17 protein-coding genes are annotated in these 24,532 nt (G+C 74.2%); 6 read left to right on the forward strand and 11 right to left on the reverse strand.

Going from position 1 to position 24,532, the window contains the following annotated elements; genetic code table 11:
* Positions 1-39: 39 nt before the first annotated feature.
* Complete coding sequence (locus E0L36_RS27330) at positions 40-1,911, reverse strand: serine/threonine-protein kinase (protein WP_258015865.1); 1,872 nt, start codon at positions 1,909-1,911, stop codon at positions 40-42.
* 1,103 nt (positions 1,912-3,014) lie between these two features.
* Here E0L36_RS27330 and E0L36_RS01975 point away from each other — a divergent pair.
* Positions 3,015-3,701, forward strand: a complete 687-nt coding sequence (locus E0L36_RS01975; RefSeq protein ID WP_180927115.1) for a hypothetical protein — start codon at positions 3,015-3,017, stop codon at positions 3,699-3,701.
* 73 nt (positions 3,702-3,774) lie between these two features.
* On the opposite strand, the gene E0L36_RS01980 is transcribed toward E0L36_RS01975, so the two are convergent.
* From E0L36_RS01980 to E0L36_RS02000, 5 genes are all read right to left on the reverse strand, one after another.
* Positions 3,775-4,293, reverse strand: coding sequence for a hypothetical protein (locus E0L36_RS01980; RefSeq protein ID WP_180927116.1), 519 nt, complete (start codon positions 4,291-4,293; stop codon positions 3,775-3,777).
* Between the two features lie 153 nt (positions 4,294-4,446).
* Positions 4,447-9,258, reverse strand: coding sequence for a DNA repair ATPase (locus E0L36_RS01985; RefSeq protein WP_180928531.1), 4,812 nt, complete (start codon positions 9,256-9,258; stop codon positions 4,447-4,449).
* A gap of 290 nt (positions 9,259-9,548) precedes the next feature.
* On the reverse strand, positions 9,549-11,591 hold the full coding sequence (locus tag E0L36_RS01990) for an SPFH domain-containing protein (RefSeq protein WP_180927117.1): 2,043 nt from the start codon (positions 11,589-11,591) through the stop codon (positions 9,549-9,551).
* Between the two features lie 108 nt (positions 11,592-11,699).
* Positions 11,700-12,371 (reverse strand): OB-fold-containig protein, encoded by a 672-nt coding sequence (locus E0L36_RS01995; protein WP_180927118.1) that lies wholly within the window; start codon positions 12,369-12,371, stop codon positions 11,700-11,702.
* A gap of 444 nt (positions 12,372-12,815) precedes the next feature.
* Positions 12,816-13,922: a helix-turn-helix domain-containing protein gene (locus E0L36_RS02000; protein ID WP_180927119.1), complete on the reverse strand. Its 1,107-nt coding sequence runs from the start codon at positions 13,920-13,922 to the stop codon at positions 12,816-12,818.
* Between the two features lie 413 nt (positions 13,923-14,335).
* On the opposite strand from E0L36_RS02000, the gene nhaA reads away from it, so the two are divergent.
* Complete coding sequence (gene nhaA, locus E0L36_RS02005; protein ID WP_180927120.1) at positions 14,336-15,745, forward strand: Na+/H+ antiporter NhaA; 1,410 nt, start codon at positions 14,336-14,338, stop codon at positions 15,743-15,745.
* An 83-nt stretch (positions 15,746-15,828) separates the two neighbouring features.
* Here the strand turns inward: nhaA and E0L36_RS02010 are convergent, their stop codons facing one another.
* Complete coding sequence (locus tag E0L36_RS02010) at positions 15,829-17,151, reverse strand: hypothetical protein (RefSeq protein ID WP_308416596.1); 1,323 nt, start codon at positions 17,149-17,151, stop codon at positions 15,829-15,831.
* A gap of 591 nt (positions 17,152-17,742) precedes the next feature.
* Here E0L36_RS02010 and E0L36_RS02015 point away from each other — a divergent pair.
* The 3 genes from E0L36_RS02015 to E0L36_RS02025 all read left to right on the forward strand — a co-directional run bounded on the left by E0L36_RS02015 (position 17,743) and on the right by E0L36_RS02025 (position 19,587).
* On the forward strand, positions 17,743-18,564 hold the full coding sequence (locus tag E0L36_RS02015; protein WP_180927122.1) for a hypothetical protein: 822 nt from the start codon (positions 17,743-17,745) through the stop codon (positions 18,562-18,564).
* Positions 18,565-18,676: 112 nt separating this feature from the next.
* Complete coding sequence (locus E0L36_RS02020) at positions 18,677-19,090, forward strand: hypothetical protein (RefSeq protein ID WP_180927123.1); 414 nt, start codon at positions 18,677-18,679, stop codon at positions 19,088-19,090.
* 47 nt (positions 19,091-19,137) lie between these two features.
* Positions 19,138-19,587: a VOC family protein gene (locus E0L36_RS02025; protein WP_180927124.1), complete on the forward strand. Its 450-nt coding sequence runs from the start codon at positions 19,138-19,140 to the stop codon at positions 19,585-19,587.
* A gap of 267 nt (positions 19,588-19,854) precedes the next feature.
* On the opposite strand, the gene E0L36_RS02030 is transcribed toward E0L36_RS02025, so the two are convergent.
* From E0L36_RS02030 to E0L36_RS02045, 4 genes are all read right to left on the reverse strand, one after another.
* Positions 19,855-20,757 carry a pyridoxamine 5'-phosphate oxidase family protein gene (locus E0L36_RS02030; protein WP_180927125.1) on the reverse strand — a complete coding sequence of 301 codons (903 nt, stop codon included), beginning with the start codon at positions 20,755-20,757 and terminating at the stop codon, positions 19,855-19,857.
* A 139-nt stretch (positions 20,758-20,896) separates the two neighbouring features.
* Positions 20,897-21,352, reverse strand: a complete 456-nt coding sequence (locus tag E0L36_RS02035) for a VOC family protein (RefSeq protein ID WP_180927126.1) — start codon at positions 21,350-21,352, stop codon at positions 20,897-20,899.
* Positions 21,353-21,975: 623 nt separating this feature from the next.
* Entirely contained in the window at positions 21,976-22,560 is a 585-nt protein-coding gene (locus E0L36_RS02040) for a CGNR zinc finger domain-containing protein (RefSeq protein WP_180927127.1), read from the reverse strand.
* A 366-nt stretch (positions 22,561-22,926) separates the two neighbouring features.
* Entirely contained in the window at positions 22,927-23,481 is a 555-nt protein-coding gene (locus E0L36_RS02045) for a hypothetical protein (protein WP_180927128.1), read from the reverse strand.
* Positions 23,482-24,155: 674 nt separating this feature from the next.
* On the opposite strand from E0L36_RS02045, the gene E0L36_RS02050 reads away from it, so the two are divergent.
* Positions 24,156-24,299 (forward strand): hypothetical protein, encoded by a 144-nt coding sequence (locus E0L36_RS02050; RefSeq protein ID WP_180927129.1) that lies wholly within the window; start codon positions 24,156-24,158, stop codon positions 24,297-24,299.
* The last annotated feature ends 233 nt before the right edge of the window (positions 24,300-24,532 follow it).

The following is a 24,532-nucleotide window of genomic DNA, read 5'->3' on the forward strand; positions in this document are numbered from 1 at the left end:
CGCCCACCGGGGGCCGGGGTGCCGCCGGGCGGGGGACTGTCAGCTCTCGGGCTCCCAGAGGGTCGCGGTGAGGACGTAGCTCGGCAGGCTGTTCTTGCCGTCCCGGTTGATCTTGCGGATCCACAGGTGGGCGACGGCCTTCTCGGAGGACTCCACGCAGATGCCGGTGTTCTCCTTGAAGACGGAGTCGTCGCGCACCTTCTTGAGCGGGACGGGGTTGGGCAGCGAGCTGTCCCGCGCGATCTTCAGGCACTCGCTGGGCTTGGGGAACTCCTTCTTCGTGGTGTTCATGATGGCGCCGTCGGTGGTCTGGAACCCCTCGTCCTGGTCGGGCTCCGCGCAGGCCCCGTAGGCGATGGCGCCGAAGCTGTCGATGAGGCCGACGTTGCCGGGGTGTTCGGTGGAGAGGTCGTTGTCGACGTCCAGGTAGTAGGTGTCGCAGACCTTGTACCGCTTGGTGGTGTCCGGCTTCGGCCCGGAGAGGGTGACCGACTTGTCCTGCTGGGTGAGGCGCCAGCCCGCCTCCTGCTTGGCGTCGCCGCCGGTGTCCTCCGGGGGCGCGGTCGTGTCGTCCGTGCCGCCGCCGGGGTCGCCGCCGGGCGGCTCCTCGGACTCCCGGTCGTCGCTGGAGCCGCGGCCGCTGGGGCTCTCGGCGGCCTGCCCGCCGCCGTTCCCGCCGGAGTCGTCGCCGTCGCCGGAGAGCATCTGGATGCCGAGGACCGTGCCCGCGCCGAGGACCAGCGCGCCCGCCACCGACGCGGCGACCAGCATCGAGGTGCGGCGGCCGCCCTTGCCGGAGTCGGGCGGGAGCGGGGCGGCGCCGAAGCCGGGTGGGCTCTGCGCGGGCCGTGGGTCGGGGACGTGCGGGGCGGTGGGGGCGTGCGGGACCTGGGCGTGCGGGGTCCAGCCGGGCGCCGTGGGCGCGGCGGACGCCATGGCCTGCTGCGGTGAGTGGCCGGGCGGCGCGGGGGCGGGCGGGGCGGCCTGCGGTGTGGCGCCGGTGCCGTCGCCCGATCCGACCAGCCGCAGCGTCTGTTCCTGCCGGGACACCTCCGCGGCGAGCGTCGGCGGCAGCCACCAGTCCTGGTCGCGGGCGACGCCCGCGGTGCCCGCGAGCAGTGCGCACCGCTCGATGACCCGCGCGGGGGTGGGACGGTCCGCGGGGTCCTTGGCGAGGCAGGAGGAGATGAGCTCGCGCAGCTCCTCGGGGCACTCGCTGAGGTCCGGCTCCTCGGACACGATGCGGAAGAGGAGCGCGGCGGACGCGCCGTCACCGTGCGGGTGGCGGTGGGTGGCGGCGAAGTGCGCGACCAGCCCGAGCGCGAACACGTCGAGCGCCGGGGTCACCTCGCCGCCCACGGCCTGTTCGGGCGCCATGAAGGCGGGGGTGCCCAGCCGGGCGTCGGTGCCGGTCAGCGCGGTCGCGTCGGCGGCGCGGGCGATACCGAAGTCGATGACGCGGGGACCGTCCGAGGCGAGCAGCACGTTGGACGGCTTCAGGTCGCGGTGGACGACGTTCGCCGCGTGCACCGTCTGGAGGGCCTCGGCGACCCCCGCCGTCAGCTGGAGGACGGTGCCCAGGGGCAGCGGGCCGTGCTCGTTGACGGCGCTGGACAGCGAGGGGCCCGGGACGTAGGCGGTGGCGAGCCAGGGCTCCGGGCCGTCGGTGAAGCTGTCCAGCACGGGGGCCGTGTAGGGGCCCTGCACTCGGCGGGCCGCGGCCACCTCGGCGGCGAACCGCCGCCGGAACTCCGGGTCCTGGGCGTACTCGCGCCGCACGACCTTCAGGGCGACGGGCTGACCGCCCCGCGTGTGTGACAGGTACACCATGCCCATGCCGCCCTGGCCCAGCCGTGCCTTCAGCTGGTATCCGGCTATCTCCCGGGGCTCGTCCGGTGCGAGCTCTTCCATCGGTGCGGGCCTCCCGTTCGTTGGAGTGGACATGCTACGTAGGGCGCGTCCTGCCGCTCATCCGGGTTGCTTCCTTCGCTTCGCCTTCGCCCCGCCTTCGCCCCTCGTGCACTCCTCCTCCGTTCACCCCTCGGACTTCCCCCGGGGCGCCGGGAGTTCGCCGCGCTCCCGCCTCCCGCGCGGCCCGGGGCGGGCCTCTCCCCGGTGGGGACGGCTGTGGGCGTGCCCGGAAGCGGAATGTTCGGTGGGACGTGGGGGAGTGCGGGGAGCCCGTACGGGAGGCGGGCGGGCGGGGCGAAGCCGGACGGGGGCGGAACGCGGGCCGTTCCGTACCGGAGGTGTCCGCGCTTCGCACCGGAACCGCATCAGGACGGATCCGGAACCGACCCGAAACGGCGACAGCTTCGCAACGGAAACGTCCCCCGGAGCGTGCGCGACGGCGGTTCCCGGGGCGGTCCACGGGCCGCCCGGCGGGCGGGCGCTCTGGCCGGCGGGGGCGGCGCGCGGGGCGTTCCGCGGCCCCCCGCCCCGTCCGGATGGCGGGGGTGAAAGTCCAGGTCGCGCGGGACGGGTGGGGGTTGGTGGGACCGGTGGGGGAGGGGCTTCCGGCCCGCCCCTCCGGACAGCCTCCGGAGGGGCGGCCGGTGGGCCACGGCAAGCGGTGGCGGGGGCTCCGGAAGGGGGTGCGGGGGGTCCGTGTGGCGGCCCCCGCGCCTCGGGGGGTCGCCTCACGCTGCGTGTAGCATCCCACGTCAACGGCCCAAGGGCGGCCGGGAGCGTCGCGGGGGACCACCCGGTGGGGGTGATCCGGTGACGCGGCCGCGGGGGGACACAGACACCCGGATCCACCCGGCACCGACCACGGCGCCGGACCCGGTGACACCGGCGGCACGCGAGCGGCAGTGACGAACCAGGAGGGGGACGGCCGCACGCCCCACGCGCTCCCACGGCCTGACCCGGTCGGGTCACCGGCCCGCCGGCGGACCGGATTCGGAGCCCGCGCCCGCGCGCGGTCTCCCCGGACCCCGGTCCGTCCAGTCCACCCCGCACAGCGCTGTGCTGGGAGACGTACGAGACGTACGCGCACACCTCAGGAGAATCACGTGCTGCACCGTAGGAAGACCCTGCTCCGCGTCGCCGCCCCGGCGGCGATCCTGGCCCTGACCCTGACCGCCTGCTCCGACGACGGGGACGGCGGACGCAAGAAGGGCGGCGGGGGCGGCGACGACACCTCCCAGGACTCCGGCGGCTCCGGCGGCGGATCCGACGACGCCAAGGACGACGCCAACAACGACTCCAACGACGACTCCAACGGCTCCGGCGGCTCCAACAGCCGACCCGGCAACAAGACCCTGGTGGTCGGCCAGACCGCCCCGGGCACCCACGACATGAACGACAAGGGCAAGGTCCGCGTCACCGCGACCAAGGTCGGCAAGGCCACCAACGCCGACCTCGTCGCCGCCGGCGTGCAGGCGGAGAAGGTCAAGGGCAAGTACCCGGTGTTCGTCCACTTCCGCTACCAGGTGGCGGAGATGGCGAAGCCGGAGACCAGCCCCAACTTCAACGTCAAGGCGCGCGTGCTGGGCGCCGACGGCAGGCCCGGCCAGAAACTCATCACCATCGGCGCCGCGGACATCAAGGGCGGCTGCCCGAAGGACGCCATGGGCGAGGTGAAGCAGGGCGACACCGTCAACGAGTGCTCCACCTTCCTGCTGGACGAGGGCACCGCGGTCAAGCAGGTCGCCTGGGCCGGTGACCTGTCGAAGCCGCTCATCTGGAACGTCAAGTAGACCCGCGGTACGCGGCCCGCTCCCGGGCCGTGGCACCCACCGCGTTATCCGCGCGGGCCCGGCCCGGCCCCCGTCACTCGGGACGCCGCGGCCGGGCCATCGGGCCCAGCCGCTCCTGCCGGGCCGCGCGGGCGCCGCTGGCACAGGTCATGACGGCGCCGTTCAGGAAGAACGCCCCGATCAGCGTTGCCTGGAAGGCGAGCCCCGCCTCGGCCGCGCCCGGCAGCGCGTCACACCGCGGGCTCAGCGACTGGTAGCACCAGCGCGGCGGAACCACCGCCAGCCCGTACACCCCGGACAGTGTTCCGAGCGCCGCGCACAGCACCGCCCACGGCAGGTACCGGGCGCGCAGCTCGGTGGGGCCCGAGCGGATCACCCGCAGCAGCCGGAGCGTCGCGGTGCTGGCGAGCAGCACCGTGACGCCGCAGCTCAGCCCGAAGCCGACCGCGCCACCGGGCCAGCCGTCGACCAGCCCGGGCGTGCTGCGCACATGCCCGAGCGCGGAGGCGCAGGCCGCGGCCAGCGCGGTGCCCGCCGCGAGCAGCAGCGCCGCGCCGCGTACGGCCTTGCCCAGTGTGGACGTGCCCTGCACCGTGCCGTTCTCCTCCTGCCGGTACGAGTTCCTGCCCGTACGAGGCCCCGCCGGGACGCGTTCCCGCCGAGCCGGGTCATCGGGACAAGCGAACCCCGATCATATGGTCGAAGCGCGCCGCCGGTGCGCCGGACGGCGCTTCCGCGCGGCTCCTCAGCGGCGGTACGGCTCGGTCAACTCCGCCCAGCGCGCCTCCTGTTCGGGCGTGGCCCGGCCGCGCAGCAGCGCCAGCCGCAGCAGGTTCGCCTCGGCGCCGGTGGTCAGCGTCTGCGCCTCCGCCTGGTAGTGGTCGTCGACGAGCGCCGCCAGCTCCTCCGCGTTCAGCACCGGACTGATCCGCTCGGCCAGCTGGTTGGTGTTCCGGTACGACCCCTGGAGCAGGAACGGCGGCTCGCGCCGGGTCGCCTCGTCCCGCGTGGCGGAGGCGATGTACGCCGCGTTGACCCGCAGCACCGTCTCCACCACCTCCAGCAGCCCACGCAACACGGCCAGCACGCGCTCCCGTTCGGCGGGAGGGAACGGCCGGGAGAGCTGGTCGGCCCGGGCGCCGGGCTCCTCGCGCGCCATCCGCACCAGCAGGTCCACGTCCGCCCGCTCCCACGCCGTCAGCGGCGCCAGCACCGGGTTGGAGGTGAGGGCGTTCTCGATGTGGCTGAGCCGGAACAGCTCCTCCCGGCCGCTCAGCACGTCCCCCAGGTTCCACACGTCGGCGCGGTTGGCCAGCATGTCCGGCACCCGGAAGCGACTCCCCGACTCGGTGAAGGGGTTGCCCGCCATACACACCGCGAACCGCTTGCCGCGCAGGTCGTAGCCGCGCGGACGCCCGTCGGAGCCGACCCCGTCGATACGGCGCTGGGCGTCGCAGAGCGGGATGAACTTCTGGAGCAGCTCCGGCGAGGTGTGCTGCACGTCGTCCAGGTGCAGCAGGACGTTGTTGCCCATCTCCAACGCGAAGTTGATCTTCTGGACCTCGCGGCGGGCCGCCGCGTCCGGCGCCGCCGCCGGATCGAGCGAGGTCGTCCGGTGCCCCAGCGCCGGACCGTCCACCGTGACGAACACCAGCCCCAGCCGCGCCGCGACGTACTCCATCAACGTCGTCTTGCCGTACCCGGGCGGGGACAGCAGCAACAGCAGCCCCTGGCTGTCGGTGCGCCGCTCCTCGCCCGCCGTGCCGAGCTGCTTCGCCAGGTTGTCACCGATCAGCGGAAGGTACACCTCGTCGATGAGCCGGTTCCGGACGAACGCGGGCATCACCCGCGGCAGGTAGCGCTCCAGGTCCAGCCGCTCCCGCTCCGCCTCCAGCAGCGCGTTGCGCCGCCGCGTGTAGGCGCGGTGCGCGGGCACCCGGCAGGTGCGGAACTCCCGCGTGCGGGCCAGGAACTCGTCCAGCCGCAGCGGCAGTTCACCCCGCTCGACCCGCGGATGGGTACCCAGCAGCCCGGTCACGGCGGCGGACAGCGGCGCCGGGGTGTCCCGCCGGTCCACCGCCTCCCCGCACAGCCGGATCGCCGCCGCCTCCGGCAGCGCCGCCGCCGACTCGCCCCCCAGCTCCCGGCTCGCCGCGTACCCGGAGAGCCAGCCGCCGAGCAGCTGCGCTCTCGCCCCCAGATCCGCGTCGAGCGCCGCCAGGTCCTCCGCCAGCTCCTTCGCCTCCGCCGAACCAGCGCCGCCCAGCGCCGTGGTGAAGTCGTCGAGCAGCGCGCGGGCGGCGGCGCCCGTCGCGAACCGGGGCCCGCCCAGGACGAGTTCCTCGAAGAGGTACTCCCCGGCCTCGCCCGCCGTCCCCGGCGGTGACCGCAGCGGATCCCCCGACTCCCCACCGTCCGCCGGGTCTTCAGCGGTGCCGGGGAACGACGCCAGGAACCGGCCCGCCGCCTCGCCCAGTTCGCCCGCCAGCCGCGCCGCCTCCGCCGTCCCGCCGAAGGCGCTCCGCGCCCGCCCCAGCGAACGGGCCCGCACCGCCCAGCCGTTCCGCGTCGCCGCGTCGGTACCGAAGGCCCAGAACAGTTGGGCGGCGGCCCGCGCCCGCGGCGCGAAACGCAGCAGCCCGGCACCGTCCCGCAACCGCAGCACGCACTCCAGCACCCGGGCCGCGTCGTGGTCGTGGACCCCCCGGTCGTAGCCCTCGTCATAGGCGGCCTCGGCCATCTCCCGTACCAGGCCCAGCAGTTCACCGCCGTCGCTGGAGGCCGCGGCGCGCAGCCCGTCCAGGGTCAGCCCGTCCCGCCCCTCGACCGCCGCCTGGAGCACCGTCGCCGCGAGATGCTCGGCCCGGTAGACGGCCGGTGACTCGGACACCAGCGGCTGGTCCCAGAAGTCCCGGGTGGCCGCGAACTCCGCGTCACGCACCGGCGCCCGGTAGTCCGTGCCGGTCACCGCGAACACCAGCTCGCCGTCCTGCGGCACCAGCGTCAGACCGACCGACTCGCCCGTGACGCCGAACCGGTGACGGCCCAGCCGCACCGTGCCCTCGGCGTCGTACAGGTCCGCGCGGTCCCGCAGCGCCCGCGCCGCCTCCTGCCGCGCGGCCTTCAGCCGCCCCTCCAGCTCCTCGGCGCGCACCGTGTCCCCGAGGTCCCGCAGCTCACCCGCGGTCGCCTGGACCTTCTCCACCAGCGGGTCGGTACTGAAGTACGCGTTGACCTCGTCCAGCGTGTCCAGCGCCGCGGACCGCCGGGTGACCGTGCCCAGCACCCGCTCCGCCGAACCGGCCAGCCGCTCCGCGTGCCGCGCCCGCTCGTCCAGCCGCGCCTGCTTCCGCGCCGCGAAGGTCTCGTAGATCTCCTCGCGGCGGTCCGCGAGCTGGGCGAGGAAGTCGTCGAAGGCGCTGAAGCGGGACTCCAGGTTCTCCAACTGGATGAGCAATCGCCCCAGTTGCTCGTCACACTCCTCGGGACCGCTCGCCGCGGCCAGCGCCCCCGCGACCGCCTGCCCCAGCAGCGCGACCTCCGCGGCGAACTCCGCCCGCCCCTCCGCGTCCCGCAGCTCCGCGCGCCGCCCGTCCAGCACCGCCCGCGCCCGGTTGACCGCCCCGGTCACCTCACCGACGCGCTCCAGCAACCCGGTACGCACCGTGGCGTCCGCGATGTCGAGCCCGCCCACCACCTCGGTGACCGTCCGCAACCCCTCAGCGTGCTCGGTGAGTTCGGCGTCCAGCGGCTCCGTCTCCGCCACCGTCGTGGCCCGCGCCGCCCGCTCCTCCAGCCCGGCGATCCCGGCCCGGGTCGTGTCGAAGGCGTCCTCCCGGGCGAGGAAGGCCACCGCCCGGCGGCCGGTGGCCGCCAGCGACTCCGTCAGCTCCCCCGTCAGCCGGGTGATCCGCTCCGGGTCGGCGTGCCGCAACTCCCGCAGCGACTCCGCGCCGCCCCGCGCCCGCCGCAGCTCGGTGAGGAGCGCCACCCAGCCCGCCGCCCCACCCGGCACCTCGCCCCGGGCCCGCCGCACCAGCGCGGTGACCTCGCGCTCCGCCTCGTCCAGCGCCGCGCTGTCCCGGGCCCGCGCCTCCTCGACCCGCTGGAACTCCTCGATTACCTGCTCGGCCGTGGCCCGCAGCACCTCCAACGGGCCGTCCAGCCCGCCCAGTCCACCGTCCGGCAGCCAGTGGTGCAGATCGCGTACCCGCTCGCAGGCGGCGGTGATCGCGCGGAACACGGTGCCGTTCGGCTCCATGCCGTCCGCCATCCTCGCCACCGCCAGGCAGTCCGACACCCCGCGCACCAGCTCCGCGTTGCCCACCCGCGCCAGCGGCCCCTCCCCGGCCGGAACCGCCGCCGCGTGGCTGTCACTGACGAACGGCGTGCGCCAGACCTGGAGTTGGTGCACCCGCGCGGGCCCCTCGCCCGCGCGCAGCACCACCAGCGTGCCGTCCTCGAACAGGGTGTGGCCGCGCGCCGGCAGCGGGCTGCTCACCTCCTCACGGATCAGGTTGTACGGCAGCAGCAGCGTGTGCCCCCCGGCGGGCGCCTGGAAGACGTGCAGCACGTCCTCACCGTTCGGCGAGCGCACCGTCCGCTCGTACGCCAGGCCCTCGGTGTCGGTGGCGAAGGTCTTCGCGGCCCGCCCGGCGGGCGCCGTGGTCAGGTAGTAGCCGCCGGGAAAGACGACCCCCTGGTCCTCCGGCAGCCGCCGCCACGAGCGGCCCAGCCCGTCCAGCCGCACCACCTCGCCCGTCCGCTCGTTCCACACCAGGTACCGGGCGACGGTCTCGTTGTACGGCAGCACCCGCAGCAGCAGCAGCGGCCCCACCCGCACGTAGCCGACCTCCGCGTCGGCCAGCGACTGGAGCGGCTCGTCGACCGGCTCCGAGTACAGCTCCACACCGGGCTCCGGGCCCTCCGCGGACCGCACGCTGAGCGTCCCCTCCAGCGTGTCCACCCGCAGCGCCCCGTCGACCAGCACGTGCGGATGCCGCCCGTCGGCGTGGTCCTCCCGCCCGGTCGGCGTCCACGGCTCCTCGTACGGTTCCGGCAGCCGGTGGTCCCGCTCCCCCTTCGCGTCGACGTACTCCACACCGCCGTCCGCCGCGAACCGCCAGCGCAGCACCCGGATGTCGGCCGCCCGGTCCCCGGTCCGGAAGACCGCCAGCAGCAACGAGCCCACCAGCCGCAGCCGGAGCAGCCGGGCCCCGCGGAAGTACCGGCACAGCTCCGCGAAGTCCCGCTGGAACCGCGCGTCGTCGAGCAGCCCGGGCAGCGCCTCCGGCGGCTGCTCCCGGTACCCCTCGCCGTCCCGCCGGTAGAGGGTGAGGACCTCCGTGAGGCCGGTCTCCGGAGTCAACCCCGACTCCGACTCCCGCCCGAGCAGCAGCAGTTCGCCGACGCGCACGATGTCCCGCGCGACACAGGGCGCTTCGGTGTGGAGCCGCACCGGTCCCGCCAACTCCAGCTCGCCACCGCCGAACACCGCCATCCGCTCGGTGTTGAGCGCCCGCGCCCGGGCGGACAGCTCCGCCGCCGCGCCCACCATGCGGTCCCGCAGCACCTCGTAGGTGCCCGCGTCCAACGAGCCGCCCGGCGCCCCCTGTTCGGCCGCCCCCTCCAGCGTCTCCTGATCGACCTCCGGCACTGCCCACCCTCCTCGTCGTTCCCTGCCCCGTGTCCCCGACTCCCGCGCACCCCCGCGCGCGGACCCCCGCCCCGTGCCGTACCTCCCCCCCCAACCCCGAGGCCGGACCACGGAGTTCAGCGGCGGCTCCGCGCGCGACGCGGGGGCGCTCCGGCGGGTGCCGGACCAACCGGCCCCGCCAGTCCGCCCGTTCAGCCCTTCGTCATCACCGGAGCGCTGCCGTTCCGCGGCGCCGGGGCCAGTGCCGACAGCGGCAGGTCCGCCGCCTCCGTGCCCCGCACGCTCTCCAGCAGCGAGCGGAGCTGCGCCGTGTTCGGCCCGTCCGCCGCCACCAGCCGGGTCAGCAGCCCGGACAGGGTCAGGTCCCGCAGCCCGGAGGCGCCCAGCCCACCGAGCATCCGCGAGAGGTCCTCGGTGAAGGTCGACCCCTCCGGGTCCAGCCAGGACCCGGCCACCGTCCGCACCGTCTCGCTGTTCGCGACGAAGGCGTCCGCGCCCTTGCCCGCCGAGATGGCGCCCACCAGCCGGTCGAAGAAGACGGTGTCCCCACCCACGATGTCGATCTTGGCGTTCTCCAGTCCCTTCGCGACCAGCCCCGCCTGCGCCTCGGCGATCTGCCGCTGCACGTCGATCCCGGCGATCCGCACCTCCTTCTCGGCGTCCAGCCGCAGCCGGTACTCCTCGTGTTCCCGGCTCGCCGCGTCCAGCGCCGCCATCGCCGCCGCCTTCTCGTTCAGCCCCTGGGCCTCGGCACGCATCTTCTCCCGCATCGCCTCCGCCTCGGCCAGGCCCATCTCCCGCTGGGCGCGCGCCTCCACGCCACGCGTCTTCTCCGACGCGTCCGCCATCCGCTCCGCCACCTCGGCCTCGGCCAGCCCGGCCGCCGCCTCGTCCGCCTTCTTGCCGTCCGCCAGCCGGACCGCCGCCTCGGCGTCCAGCTCCGCCGCCTTGCGGCGCGCCTCCGCCATCGTCAGCTCCTCGGCCGCCCGGTGCTCGGCCGCCTGCTCGGCGGCCTCCGCCGCCTTGATGTCCTTGACCAGCCGCTCCTGCGCCTCGGCCTCGGCCCGGATGATCAGCGCCTGCCGCTCCCGCTCGGCCTCCTCGACGGTGCGCAGCTTGTTGATCTCCTCCTCCTGCTGCGCGACGGTCTTCTCCACCGCGATCCGCTCCCGCACCACGTCCGCGATGTCCCGCTTCTCGCCCTCGACCTCCTTGTCGGCGGCGATCCGGCGCAGCTGGGTCTCCCGGTCCCGGGCGATGACCTCCAGCAGCCGGTCCTTCTCGATCCGCTCGTTCTCGATCGCCACCACCCGCTGCCGGTTGAGCTGCGCGACGGCCAGCTCCCGCTCACGGTTCTCGTTCTGGATACCCAGCGCCTCGTCCGTCTTCAGCCCCGCCGACTCCGACCGCAGCCGCTCCTCGGCCCGCACCCGCTCGGTCTCCGCCTCCTCCTTGGCGCGCAGGGTCTCGATCTCCCGCGTCTGCCGGATCTCCGCGTCGGCCTGCCGCCGCTCCAGCTCCAGCACGGCCTCCCGCGCGTCGACGTTCTGCCGGGTGATCTCCTTCTCCTCCTGACGCTGGAACTCGTTGGTCAGCACGTGCTGTTCGGCGGTCAGCTCGGTGATCTTGCGGATGCCCTGGGCGTCCAGGATGTTGTCCCGGTCGAGCTGCACCAGGGGGGTCTGCTCCAGGTAGTCGATGGCCGCGTCCTCCAGGCTGTAGCCGTTCAGATCGGTGCCGATGACCTGGATGATGCGGTCGCGGAACTCGTCCCGCTTGGTGTAGAGGTCCTGGAAGTCGAGCTGCTTGCCGACCGTCTTCAGCGCCTCCGAGAACTTCGCGTTGAACAGCTCCTGGAGGGTCGCCTGGTCACTGGCGCGCTCGGTGCCGATGGCCTGCGCCACCTTGATCACGTCCTGCACGGTCTTGTTGACCCGGACGAAGAACGAGATGCGGATGTCCGCGCGGATGTTGTCCTGGCAGATCAGCCCGTCCCGCCCGGTGCGGTGGATCTCCATCGCCTTCACCGAGATGTCCATCACCTCCGCCCGGTGCAGCACCGGCAGCACGACCTGCCCGGTGAAGGTCACGTCGACCTTCCGCATCTTGGAGACGATCAGCGCCCGCCCCTGCGGGACCTTGCGGAACAGCCTGCTGACGACGTACAGCGCGACCAGCGCGATGATCAGGGCGACGGCGATGAGCACGCCGATACCCAGCGAGATGGTGTCCATGGAAGACCTCCGAGCGGATGCGGAGCGCGGCCCGGCCCGCGCACGGGCCGCTGGGGGCCCGGGTGCCGGAGTCGCGCGGTATGTGCGGTTGTCGTGAGCGGGGGTGTGTCAGGAGGGCGGCTGGTTCGGATCCAGCGCCGCGTCGTACGGCGCGATCCAGAAGAACGAGCCCTCGGCTTCGTAGGCGTAGATCAGCGCGCTGTCCCCCGCCGTCAGCGCGGACTGCGCGGCCGACTCGGCGGGCGCCAGCGGTGGTTCGGGCGCCACCCGGACCTGGATGAGCGCGGTCGAGCCGTCCTCGGCGACCACCTCGGCCTGCCCGAAGTCCGGACTCACCCGCCCGGTGCGGAGCACGCAGACCCGGCCGACGAACTCCGCCAGCTCGATGCCCTTCTCCCGGGGCGCGAACCGGCGCAGTGACAGCGCGAACAGCCGGGTCACCCCGTAGGCGAGCAGCAGGGCCACCGGCAGCGCCGCGGCCCGCAGCGGCACGCTGCCGGTCAGCGCGGCGGCGGCCAGGGACACGAACCAGGCAATCGCCGTCACCAGCGACAGCACCACGGTGACCGGCACTCCGCCGAGCCCGAGGGCGCTGAGCACCCCGGCGAACCCGGTCGGCGCGGCCCCGCCTGAGGTGGGGCCGATACCTTCACCCCCGTCGAAGGCATCGACCCCCAGGCCGCCCACCAGCGTCAGGAGCCAGTAGACGACCACCACGGCCAGGGCGAAGGTGAACAGCGCCGCCGGGAAACTCAGCGCCACGTCAAGGAAGTCGTGCACTGCCTTGCCCCCGTCCCTGTGCGGTGTGCCGCCAGGATGTCACTGAGTGTGTCCCTTACACACTTCCGGATCCCGGCAGTCTTAACGCTGCCTTTACGTCTCACTCACGGTGAAACCGGGGCTCTGGTTCCCGAACGGTCGTGTTCTTGGCCGGACTTTGCCGGTCCTTGCCCGAGCCATGGCCCGGTGTCCCCGCCCGTGCCCGGTTCTCACCCCACCGCGCCCCGCACCGCCCACCACCCCACACCCCGCCGGAACGCCCCCGCCACCACCGTGCGTGAGCAACGCCCCGCCGCGGACCCCCACGCGCCGCCCGGCACCCGTGGACGGGGGACCGCGAAGGCCCGGCACCCCGCGCACGTCGGCCGGGAAGTGGGGCGTCCACGCGCGACGGTGGTGAGGTGGGGCGTCCACGCGCGACGGTGTGAAGTGGGCGTGTCCCGCTCAGAGTTCGGTGCGCGGCCAGCCCAGCAGCCGGGCCCCCATCACCGCCGTCTCCAGCGTGAACCGCTGGAGCGCGTCGCCCGGGTCGTAGCCGGTGAGGTCGCGGATACGGACGAGCCGGTAGGAGAGCGTGCGGACGCTGACGTCCAGTCGCCGGGCCGCCTCCGCGTTGACGTACCCCGCGGCGGCGCACACCGACAGCGTCTCCATCAGCGGCTCGGCGCCGCCCCGCGCCTGCGTCAGCGGGCCCAGCACGGTCCGCACCAGATCCGCCATCGCCGCCCGGTCCCGCAGCAGGACGGGGAAGACCAGCACCTCGGCGGCGCCCAACCGCACCGCCTCCAGCCCCAGCTGGTCCGCGAACTCCAGCGCGCCCAGGGCCTCCTCGTAGCTCAGCACCACCCCGCCCGCCCCGGCGTGCTCGCGGCCCACCGCGACCCGGTGCGCCGCCGTGTAGCCCGGCCCCGGGGCCTCGGCCAGCTTGGCGAAGGTGTCCAGCACCGTGGTGTCGGCGCTGCCCGCCACACACACCAGCCGCCCCTCCTTGGTGGAGAGCAGCACGTCGCGCTCCTCGTACCGGGCCAGCAGCTCGCGTTCGATGCGCCGCACCGTGGGGTGCACGTCGTCGTAGTGTTCCGCGCCGACAGCCACCGCGACGGCGTGCCGGTCGGCCAGGTGCAGCCCGAAGCGGCGCGCCCGCTCGGCCAGCCGCCCCAGGTCGCTCCGGCCGTACAGCAGGTCGTCGATGAACTCCCGCCGCTCGCCCTCCTCCTGGCGCACCGCGAGCCGCTGGGCGCGCTCGTGCCCGTCGCTCAGCGCGGCGACGGCCGCGTCCACCGCGCCGAGTACCGCGTCCCCGACCCGGGCCCGCGCGGCGGCGCCCGCCGTCTCCGCGACGCCTGGCAGCTCGCTCCACAGGCGCCGGGTCTCCTTCAGGTAGAGCCCGACCAGTTGCCGCAGCCCGTGGCCGTGCTCCGCGGCGCGTTCCCCCAGCTCCCGCAGGGCCTCCAGCTCGTCCCTGCGCGGCAGCCGCCCGGTGCTGGACACCTCGGCGAGCAGCCGCGGGTAGTCCCCCAGGAAGGAGCTGGCTATCGGGTCCCGTCTCACGTGCCGTCCCGTCTCCGTACCGTTCCGCCGGTGCCGCGCACCGGTGTCCACCGCCGTCTGCCCGCCCGCCACCGTCGGCGGCCCCCGCTGACCGGCGCCGCCCGCCGCCCGGCCGGACCCGGCCCGTCACGGACCCCGCCCCACCGGGCATGTGCCCTGGTGTCCCGCGCGCCCGCGCGAGGGCGGGCGCGCGGGCACAGGGTAAGCGAACGAGCGGCCGGGCGGGGCGCTCCGGCTGCCGCCGGAGACGACGGCTGCCCCGCCCGGGGTTCGTGATCATCGCCACTCTTCGAAAAACCGCAGGTACCCGGTACGGTGGTCAGGCAAGAAAAGATCCATATCGACATGGTGAGCCGGGAAGTCTGGTCGGCAGTGAGCTACCTCCTGCCCGCGACCCCCAGGGAGCCCGCCCGATGACGTCCCCCTCCCAGCCCACCGGCGACACCACCCCGGAGCCCAGCGGAACCCCCGCCCGCGCCACCGCGCTGTTCGCCCGTCCCGGCGCCCGCGAACGGCGCGTGCTGACCAACGCCCTGCGCACCGAGACCGTCGGCGGCATGGTGCTGCTGGCCGCCGCGCTGATCGCGCTCGTCTGGGCCAACACCCCGCTGCGCGACCTGTACGAGTCGGTCAGCTCCTTCCACTTCGGCGTTCCCGCCCTCGGCCTGGACCTCTCCGTCGCGCACTGGGCGTCCGACGGGCTCCTCACGGTCTTCTTCTTCGTCGCCGGGATAGAGCTGAAGCGGGAACTGGTCGCCGGGGAGCTGCGCAACCCGGCCGCCGCGGCGCTGCCCGTGGTCGCCGCGATCTGCGGTATGGCGGTCCCCGCCCTCTTCTACCTCGCCGTCAACGTTCCCGCCGGCGGGCAGTCCGATGGCTGGGCCATCCCGATGGCCACGGACATCGCCTTCGCGCTCGGCGTCCTCGCGGTGATCGGCACCAACCTCCCCTCCGGGATCCGCGCGTTCCTGCTCACCCTCGCCATCGTCGACGACCTGGGCGCGATCCTCGTCATCGCCGTCTTCTACACCTCCACCCTGAACTGGGCGGCCTTCGGCGGCGCGCTCGCCGGACTGGTCCTCTTCCGGGTCCTGCACATCAACCTCGGCGTGCGCGGCTGGTACGTCTACGTCCCGCTCGGCCTGGCGATCTGGGCGCTGATGTACAACAGCGGCGTGCACGCCACCATCGCGGGCGTCGCCATGGGCATGCTGCTGCGTGTCAAGCCGCCCGCCGGACGCTCCGAGGACGACTACACCTCCCCGGCCGAACACATCGAGCACCTCGTCCGGCCGCTCTCCGCCGGGGTCGCCGTGCCGCTGTTCGCCCTGTTCGCGGCGGGCGTCAGCGTCTCCGGCTCGGCGCTCGCGGAGGCCGCCCGGCAGCCCGAGGCGCTGGGCGTGGTCCTCGGGCTCTTCGCGGGCAAGATAGTCGGCGTCTTCGGCGGCACCTACCTGGCCGCCCGGTTCACCCGCGCCCGCCTCAGCTCCGACCTGGCCTGGGCCGACGTGGCCGGGGTGTCGATGCTCGCCGGGATCGGCTTCACCGTCTCCCTGCTCGTCACCGAACTGGCCTTCACCGACGCGGAGACCACCGAACACGTCAAGGCCGCCGTGCTCATCGCCTCCTTCCTGGCCGCGCTCTGCGCCTGCGTCCTCCTGCGGTTCCGGAACGCCAGGTACCGGGCGCTGTGGGAGGAGGAGACCCGCGACGAGGACCAGGACGGCCTCTGGGACATAGACCAGGAGGAGGACGCCGAGCGCCGCCCCACCGAGGCGTCCCGCCGCGCCGCCCTCCGCGAGGGCCCCACCTCCACGGAGTGACCCCCGGCGCCCCGGTCCGCCCGTCCCGTCGGGTCCGCCGCGTCCCGTCGGGTCCGTCCGGTTGGGGGTGCCCCTCCGGCCGGTCACTCCGGGGCGTTGACGCGCTCCAGCTCCAGCCGCAGGAACCGTGGCCGGTACAGGCTGACGTTCTCGTGGATCGCCTGCGGTGAGTTCAGCACGTTCACGTCGTAGCCGAGCAGCAGACGGCCGCCGCCGCCCGGCTCGCCCGAGCCGAACTCCACGTGCCCCTGCGGGTTGTAGGGCAGCGCCCCGGCCTCCGCCCCACCCGGCGGCAGCGGCGGCCGCACCGCCGTCGTCGGCCCCTTCCACGGGCCGGTCGGCGCACAGGACCAGTACGTCGTGACGTCGGAGAGGCCCGTGCCGTCCGGCCCGCCCGCGTCCATCGTCAGCAACAGCCAGCTGTCCCCGGACCGCACCACCGAGTACGTACCGGTGGCGCCGCGCTGCCACTCCTCACCCACCAGCACCGGACGCGACCGGGACGCCGTGCGCTGCCAGCCGCGCTCCGCGCCCGCCCAGTACCGCCACTCCGACCGCTCGGCGAGCCTGCCCACCGGCGCCCGCGCCACGTGCGCGCGGGAGGCCGAACCGTTCACGCTGCCCTCGTCGGCGCCGAACACGTACGTCCAGCGCCCCACCCGCACCGCCGACGTCCCGTACAGCACCCGCCGGTCGAACTGCGGATGGCGCGGCTCGTCGACCGTGCGGACGCTCTCCACCTCCAGGTCCGGCAGCGAGAGCGTGGCCACCTCGGTGGCCCGCGGCACCCCGAAGACCCACGGCGGATGACCCGCCTCCCGCTGCCAGAGCACCACCCGCACGACCCGTTCCGACGAGCCGGGCGCCCGTGGCTCCACCACCGCCTGCGTGGGCCACCGCCACACCTCCCGCCCGTCCTCGGTGGAGGTGCCGGGGAACAGCGCGGTGGGGTTCGTCTCGGTACCGCCCAGCAGGGTCCGCTCGATCCGGCCCTCCGGGGACATCACCAGCCCCGAGTTGCGGACCCACACCGCGTTCGGCGCGCGGCTGACCCCGCCCCGCACCTCGTCCAGGAAGGTGTCGGCGGACATCCAGAGCGTCCGCCCGTCCGGCAGCCGTACGGACCGGGTGCCGTCCCCGCCGGTCCAGTCGTCCAGCCGCGCGTTGTCGTTCCCGTAACGGGTGAACTCGTCCGTCATCGCGGAGTCGCGCTGCCAGGCACCGACCCGCAGACCGCCGCACCCCGCCGCCCGTTCGGCACCCTCCTCGGGCGCCACCACCAGGGCGAGCAGCAACAGCGTGGCGGCCGCGCTGGCCCCCAGCACGGTACGGCGGCGCGGCCGGGACGTACCGGGGCGCCACAGGTGCCCGGCGATCCGCCGGACACCCCGGACGAACCGCCGCACGCCCGGGCGGCTCCCGAACCTCCCCGCCAGCCCCGCCGCCGTACTCCGGGAGCGCCAGGGTCTCCGGAGGGCGCCGAGACGCCGCGGGAGACCGTGCCGCTTGGACCGTCCATGGGGTTCCATCGGGGCTCAGGCTAGGGCGAAGGCGAGTCCCGGTCCTGTCATCCGGTTGACAAACCACGCGTCCACGCACCACCGGCGCGTGACGGGTTCCCGCGTCCGCCCCCACCCGCGACGCTCACCGTTACCCATCCGTCAACTCGCCCCGCGAGGGCCGGAAGCGGAGCGGCGCCGTGCCCGGAACGGGCCCGCGCGGCCGGGACGCGAGGGACGGCGGTGGCCCGTGGGGCGGCCCCCACGCGGTACCGACCGGGTACCGGCTCTGTACCGAACGTGTCCCGAACATCCGTTCCGGGCCTCCCGGCCAGCGCGATGTCCGAGGGGGTGAGTAGCCTATTCGGCCGGTTCGGAACAGCGGACGTACGAGACCGTACGGCCGCGCGGAACCCGAAGGGGAACCGCGCCAAGCCCCGCACGGCCGTGCGGAACAACGACCACCCGAGAACCCTGTGAGAACGAGGTCAGAGGCTCATGAGTACAGCCACCGACACCAGTTCCTCGATCTACGACGAGTTGATCGAAGAGTTCGGCGACGTGCCGTCCGACGTACGGGCCGTCGCGGAGCAGGTGCTGCGGGAAGCCCGCGCCGCCGTTGAGTGGAGCGGGCCCATCCCCGCCACCCCGGCGACGGGCCCGGCACCCGCCGGACCCACCGCGCCGAAGCCCGGAGCGGCCCCGCAGCCCCAGGGAGCCCCGGCCTCCGGACTCCCCGCGCTGCCGCCCGCCGGTGGCCCGTCCGCTGGTCCTTCGGGCGCCGGTCAGCAGGGCATCGGCCAGCCGACCGCGAGCCAGCCGACCGCGAGCCAGCAGAACGCCGGTCAGCAGGGCGGTGGGTCGCGGGGCGGGGGCCCCGCCGCACCGGACGCGCCGGAACGGCAGCGTCCGGAGGACGCTCCCGCCCCCTCCGGCCGTCGGCGCCTCGAACAGCCCGACGGTCCGCGCTCCGGCCAGCCCACCGGCCCGGCGGGCGCCCCGCAGGGGCGGCCCCCGCAGCCGCCGCAGAGCCAGCTGCCGCCCCGCCCGGACCAGCAGGGCCAGCCACAGCCGGGCCAGTTGGGCCAGCCCGCGGGACCGGGCCAGCGTCGGCGGCTCGGCCAGCCGGGCCCCGCGGCCGGTCACCCGGGCCAGCCCGGTCCCGCCGGTCACCCGGGCCAGCCGGGCCCCGTAGGCCAGCCCGGAGCGCCCGGCCCCGCGGGCCAGCCCGGTCAGCCCGGACCCGCCGGTCACCCCGGTCAGCAGGTGCCGGGGCCACGTCAGCCGGGACCGGGTCATCCGGGCCAGGGCCAGAACTGAGCGGCGGGCCACCGCCGCTCCACCGGCCCGGCCCCGGTGCGGCACCCCCCGGGTGTCCGCCCGCCCGGCCGGGGCGAGGCGGCGACGCCACCCGGCACCGAGGAGACGGCACATGACCGGACCCGACCGGCCCGGCCCGCCCGACGACCCCGCCCCGCCCGAGCACCCCGGCCACCAGGAACGGGAGCGGGAGCGGGCGGACGAGCTGCGCCGCCGCCAACTGCACTGGGAGACGCTGGCGCGCGCCGGACGCGTCCGGACGCTGGGGCTGCTGCTCTGCGCGACGGCGGCACTCAGCTGGATCGCGGCTCTGCTCACCCTCTTCCTCCCGGGCGCCACTCTCCTCGACTGCGGCGTCGACGGCCCGTGCGTACCGGCCGATCGCTGGACGTACGGCACGCTCCTGCTGGCCGTCGCCGTGCCGCTCTCCGCTGCCGGAACCGGCTGCTATACATGGGGAGCGCTGCGCGCCAGGATCAGCCACCAGCTCGTCAGCGCCAGCCCCCCGCCGTCCCGGCGCCCGTGAGCCACGCGTCCGGCGCCGCGCCAGACCGCCGCCCGGGAGAGAACGCCATGGCCCTGGACTGGAAGCTCGTCATCGACTGCGCGGAACCGCTGCGCCTCGCGGAGTTCTGGGAGGCCGCGCTCGGCTACCGGATCGAGGACCACGGCCCGATCATCCAGAACCTCCTCGACCAGGGCCTGATCGACGTCGAGGACTTCCTCCCCTTCCGGGACGGCAAGGTGTGGCGGGACCTGGCGGCGGTGCGGCACCCGGACGATCCGGTGGAGCCGTCGACCGGCACCGGACTGGGCAGGCGGCTGCTGTTCCAGGCGGTGCCCGAACCCAAGCTCGGCAAGAACCGGCTGCACATCGACGTACACGCCGCCCCCGGCGACCGGGAGTCCGAGGTGCGGCGTCTCACGGCGCTGGGCGCCCGCGTACTGCGTACGGTCTCGGCCAAGGGCGGCGAGCACGTCACCATGGCCGATCCCGAGGACAACGAGTTCGACGTACGCTGACCGCCCCACCGCACGGCCCCGGACGCTTCCCGCTCCCCGGGCACCGTCCGGGGACCGCCCCGCCGCGACCGCCCAGCCGGGCCCCGCCTCTCCGGGGGCGTCCGGCCGGGGACCCCCGCTCGCCCGCCGGGACCGCCCCCCTCGGCCCGAGGCCGCCCCGCTCGCTCCGGGGCCGCCCGCGCCGTGGGGAGACGGACCGGAGCCCGGCCCTCCGAGGTCGGAGACTCAGTCCACCGGGCCGCAGACTCAGTCCACCGGGTCGGAGACTCAGTCCACCGGGGGGTTGAAGCGCCAGTAAGTGGGGGCGGACCAGCCCAGCGGCACCGCGTGCGAGATCTCGTGGACCTCCTCGACGGCGAAGTCCACCAGCCGCTCCGCACCCGGAACGCGCGCGGCGGCCTCCGGGTCCCACACCGTGCGCGCGGTGCCGGTGAGTTGGAGGAGCGACCCGCCCGTCCAGTCCGGCACGACGAGACCGGCCCGCGGGTTCAGCTCCAGGTTCCCCAGGGTCAGGAACATCGCGTTACCCCGGTAGTCCGGCCACCGCAGCCGGGTCGGTGACAGGACCTGGACGAAGCCGGGGTTGCCGCCCCGGTGTGAGGCGTCGGCGGCCCCCTCCGGGGACGCGGTGGCGACGAAGAAGGTGTCGGCGGCGGTGATCGCCGCCCGTTGCGCCGCGCTCAGCCGTGTCGAGCGGTGGCTCTCCCGCCGCGCGTCACCCACCGGGAGCGGTGTGTACTCCCGCTGCTGAAGGTACTTGGGGCAGTTCGGAATCACCTGGTCGAGCGCGACGCGCAGTCCCTCGCCCGCCGGCTGGGAGCGTCCGTTCATCCGCATCCGGCGACGACGGGCCGGTTCGATGGCGATCATCCCGATCGGGGCCGGTGCGGCGAGGACGGGCGCCAGCGGGTCCTCGGGAAGCGGACGCGCCTCGACCACCAGGACCTCGGGGTGCGGCAGCCGCAGGAACCCGGGCTGACCGCGGAGCAGCGTCGCCCACAGACGGCCCTCCGCGTCGGCGGCCCCGGCCACGACGAACGGCTGCTCCGCGAGGAAGGCCGCGGCGACCGGCGGGACGGCCGACCGGACGGCGGTCAGCGACCGGGCGGCGGACGACTCCAGGTTCGCCCGCCGCTGGACAGCGAGTTCGCCCGGGTGATAGCTGGCCACGCAATCTCCTTTCCGGCATCGTGCCCCGGCATCCGGCATCCGGCATCCGGCATCCGGCACCGTGCCCTGTTCTCCGGCAGCGTGCTCCGTCCTCCGGGACCGCGCCGTGACGGCCGTGCGGGGGGCGGGGGGCTTCGGCCTAGAAGAAGCCGCAGGTGGGGGCGGAGGCGTCGGGGGCGGTCGCGCCCTCGGTGCCGGTGGGTGCGTAGATCTCCAGGCGGATGCCGTCGGGGTCGCTGAAGAAGACGCCACCGGAGGCGGAGCCCTCCGCGTGCGGAACCACCCCGTCGTACGCGAACGAGGCGCCGAGGTCCCGCAACAGCCGTTCGGCCTCCCACACCACCGCCACCGACTCGACCTGGAACGCCAGGTGATGCAGCCCCGGCAGCCGGGCCGGGTGGGTGCCCTCGCTCTGCTCCCAGAGGGTGAGCAGCGGGGCGCCCCCGACGCCGAGGAAGGCGTACCGCCGTCCCTCCTCCGCCCCCTCGGCGAGGACGTCGAGACCGAGGACGCGCGTGTAGAAGGCGGTGGACCGCTCCAGGCCAGTGACGTTCAGACCGACGTGACCGGTCTGGAGGCCCTTCAGAACAGGCATGAGTGCTCGCTTTCGCATCGGGCGACGAGGGCGATTTCTAACCACTCAAAAAGAAGTTAGAGGTTATGTTCTCGGTGCGTCAACCGCCCGGGAACGCCGAACCCCCCGCCCCGCACCGGTACTTGGCTGACCTCCCCGCGCCGGTAGCTGGACGGTGAGGCCCGGCTCGATGGTCATGGGAGAGGTGGCCGTTGGCCGCCGCGAAGCCGCAGCCGTCCCCAACCCGACGGCGCCACCCCCGCGTTGCGGCTACGGAAGGGACGCGGAGGAGCGAGGCGACGGGACGGAGCGAGCGTCACGAGCGTCACCGGAGATCAGGAGTGCCCGGCGCGAGGACGGTGAAGAGTGGTGCGCGGGCTGGGAGTTGGAGTCGCGAACCGGCGAAGGAGCCAGACGGGCCCAGGGCTCGGGCGTTACCAACCAGGTGCCAGGTGCCAGGTGCCAGGTGCCAGGAACCGGGGGTCAGGGGTCAGGGGGGCAGGGGGGCAGGGTCCAAGATGAGCCGGGGCCCAGGAGTTGGGAGCCAGCCGGGGGACGGGACCCGGAAGTCGAGCGCCGAGGCCGGGAGTTGGCGAGCGGGGGGAGCGGAGGTGCGTGTCGGGGTGGGAGCGAGGGGGCGCCCGTCAGGCGTCCGGCTGGCCGTGCCGGTGGCGCCGGTAGTGACGCGAGGCCTTGGCCCGGTTGCCGCAGATCGCCATCGAGCACCACCGTCGCGTGCCGTTCTTCGAGACGTCGTAGAAGTAGAGGACACAACTCGCGTTCGCGCAGCGGCGGATGCGGGACGGCCTCTCCTCGCGCAGGTGGAGGTAGTCGGCGGCGGCGAGCCAGGCGGGGAGGTGCGCCGGGCTGTCCGCCTCCGCCACGGTCCCCGGACCGTCGGTGCGGAGCTGACGGCGTAGCCAGCCGTGTCCGAGGTACTCGTTCAGCGCGTCGCGGGCTTCGGGGGAGGCGCCGTCGGTCTCCATCAGGGTCCACAGGGCCTCGCGGACCTCGCGCAGCGCGGCCAGGGTCCGCTCGTCCGCCGGGGCACGGTCGTCCAGTTCGGTGGAGGCGAGCCAGACGGCCAGGCCCTCGACCGACTCCAGCAGATCGTGGGGGACGTCCCCGTCGATCCAGCGCGTGTTGAGCAGGTCGAGGGAGAGCGGCTCGCCCGTGAGGGGCCGTGGGTCCGTGACGGACGCCCGGAGTTCGGGTTGCGGTGCCGACATGGTGCGGCCTCCCTTCCCGGCCCGGGGTACCGGCGGCACCGGCGGACGCGGGATGCCGCACCCGAACCGGCAACGGAGAATACAACGAACCCGCCGGTGGGACGCCTCCGGTCAGGGTCTCCGCCGCCGCGCGGACCGCCCGCCCCGCGCTGGCCCGACACCCACGACGCACCCCGGACGCTCCAAGTCCGCTTCCCCGCACCGCCGTTGACGTTTCACCGGCTCCCGCCCACCGGCTCCCGCCCACCGGCTCCCGCCCACCGGCTCCCGCCCACCGGCTCCCGCTCCCGGGTCCCGGCGGCCGATTCCGGCGGGCGACCGCGGCGGCCGATTCGGGCGGCCGGGAGTCGTCCGCCGCCGGAGCGGTCAGTCCGTGTCCGCCGCCGCGTCCTCGTCCGCCCGCGTCAGCGCGTCGGTGATCAGCCGGGTGGCGAAGTCGGGGTCCTCGGTGAGGCGGTTGATGTGCTCCGCGAGCAGGAAGGCGGTGACCTCCAGCGGGGTCATCTCCTCCTTGGTCCAGTAGCCGTACTGCTGGCGCCACAGGCTCGGGCTCAACCCGGTGCCCGCGGCGACGATGAGACCGGCCATCGAGGGGATGGCCTCGGGGCTCACGCTCCGCGGCATCATCCGCATCGTGGCGACGGTGCTGGGCACCACGTACTCCAGGACGTCCCGGTCGTGGTCCTCGTACGCGCTCCGCAGCCACTGCATGTACATGTAGATGAGCGTGCAGGCCCCCTCCAGTACGTCATGGGCGCCCCGGGAGTCCAGGGACGCGGTGAACTGGTCGATCATCGCCCGCTGTTCGGGATCGATCCGGGTCTTGCCCGCGTGGACGCCCTTCAGTCGGGAGTCGATCATCATCAGCGCCGCTCCCACGTCACCGACGGGAGCGTGCGCGGGGTCGCAGGTGGACGACACGGAGGGTCCCTCCTCAAGTGCTGTGGCAACGCGGTGTGTTCGCACCGTAGACCCTCCGTGACGCGTGGTCCGGCGAATCGCGTCGAAGCCCACGAACCGGTGACCGACCCCGGCTCCCCGGCCTCCCCCGCCTCCCGGTCATCCGCTGGCCGTTCGACGTTCCGCGAGCGGAACCGCGCCCTCGAAGGCGTGATCCGGACATTTGACGGAACACGCCCTCGGCGAGTACGGCTATCCGGCGCCCGGCCGTGCTCAGCGGTCCACCGGCCCGGCACCGCCCGGTGTCCCGCCGTCCGTCGCTCTGCCCACCGGTCTCCGCTCCCGAAAGGTGCCGACACCGTCTGACCAGGCGACGAGGAGCGGATCAATTCCCCCCGCTTGTCCGCCAATGGCCGGAACTCTCAGTCGAGTATTTCCGGACGCCCTAAAATCCCGGAAGGGGCGCGGCGATTGGTGAGTCAACGGGGGTCACCCGGCCGTGTTCCAGAACGGGGGAGAACATGAGGAGGATCGCTCTCGCCGCGGGACTCGCCATAGCGAGTACGAGCCTCGTGATCGCCGTGCCGGGCACGGCGAACGCCGGAGGGGGAGTGGGGTGCGGCGTGAAGAACGAGTGGCGCACTCCGGGTAAGGCGAAGTCGCAGTGCAAGGGATTTCTTGGCAAGCAGCGCGTCGTGATTTCCTGCGCTGCCACGCCGAAGGGGAAGACCTGGAAGTACTACGGCCGATGGGTACGCGACGGTCAGTGGTCGGAGAGGAAGTGCCCGAAGGACCTGCCCTTCATGAGCCTTGACGGCGGCAAGATCGAACGCCGGTAAGGAGACGCTCCCGTCAGGGAGTTGTACCGGGCCCAGGGTCCGTGAGCGGGGAGACCGCTCGCGGGCCTTCGGTCTTTCTGGCGTGGATGCCCCGCCCTCCTCGGGGTTTTCCCACGTCGTTCCTCCGGGCATTTCCCATACCGTTCCACCGTTCCACCGTTCCGTTTCCACCGCGTGGGCCGCGAGTTGGAGAACTGACGAGAAATCCGTTCCCCGAGCCTCCCCGCGATGGT

Source organism: Streptomyces sp. AJS327, from assembly GCF_013450295.1.
Taxonomy (GTDB): Bacteria; Actinomycetota; Actinomycetes; order Streptomycetales; family Streptomycetaceae; genus Streptomyces.

Bases quoted from the DNA above. Each gene is read 5' to 3' on its own strand.
- E0L36_RS27330 (WP_258015865.1), bottom strand. From the start codon at position 1,911: ATGGAAGAGCTCGCACCGGACGAGCCCCGGGAGATAGCCGGATACCAG.
- E0L36_RS01985 (WP_180928531.1), bottom strand. From the start codon at position 9,258: ATGGTGGGCGCGGCGGCGGAGCTGTCCGCCCGGGCGCGGGCGCTCAAC.
- E0L36_RS01990 (WP_180927117.1), bottom strand. From the start codon at position 11,591: ATGGACACCATCTCGCTGGGTATCGGCGTGCTCATCGCCGTCGCCCTG.
- nhaA (WP_180927120.1), top strand. From the start codon at position 14,336: ATGACGTCCCCCTCCCAGCCCACCGGCGACACCACCCCGGAGCCCAGC.
- E0L36_RS02015 (WP_180927122.1), top strand. From the start codon at position 17,743: ATGAGTACAGCCACCGACACCAGTTCCTCGATCTACGACGAGTTGATC.
- E0L36_RS02020 (WP_180927123.1), top strand. From the start codon at position 18,677: ATGACCGGACCCGACCGGCCCGGCCCGCCCGACGACCCCGCCCCGCCC.
- E0L36_RS02025 (WP_180927124.1), top strand. From the start codon at position 19,138: ATGGCCCTGGACTGGAAGCTCGTCATCGACTGCGCGGAACCGCTGCGC.
- E0L36_RS02035 (WP_180927126.1), bottom strand. From the start codon at position 21,352: ATGCCTGTTCTGAAGGGCCTCCAGACCGGTCACGTCGGTCTGAACGTC.
- E0L36_RS02040 (WP_180927127.1), bottom strand. From the start codon at position 22,560: ATGTCGGCACCGCAACCCGAACTCCGGGCGTCCGTCACGGACCCACGG.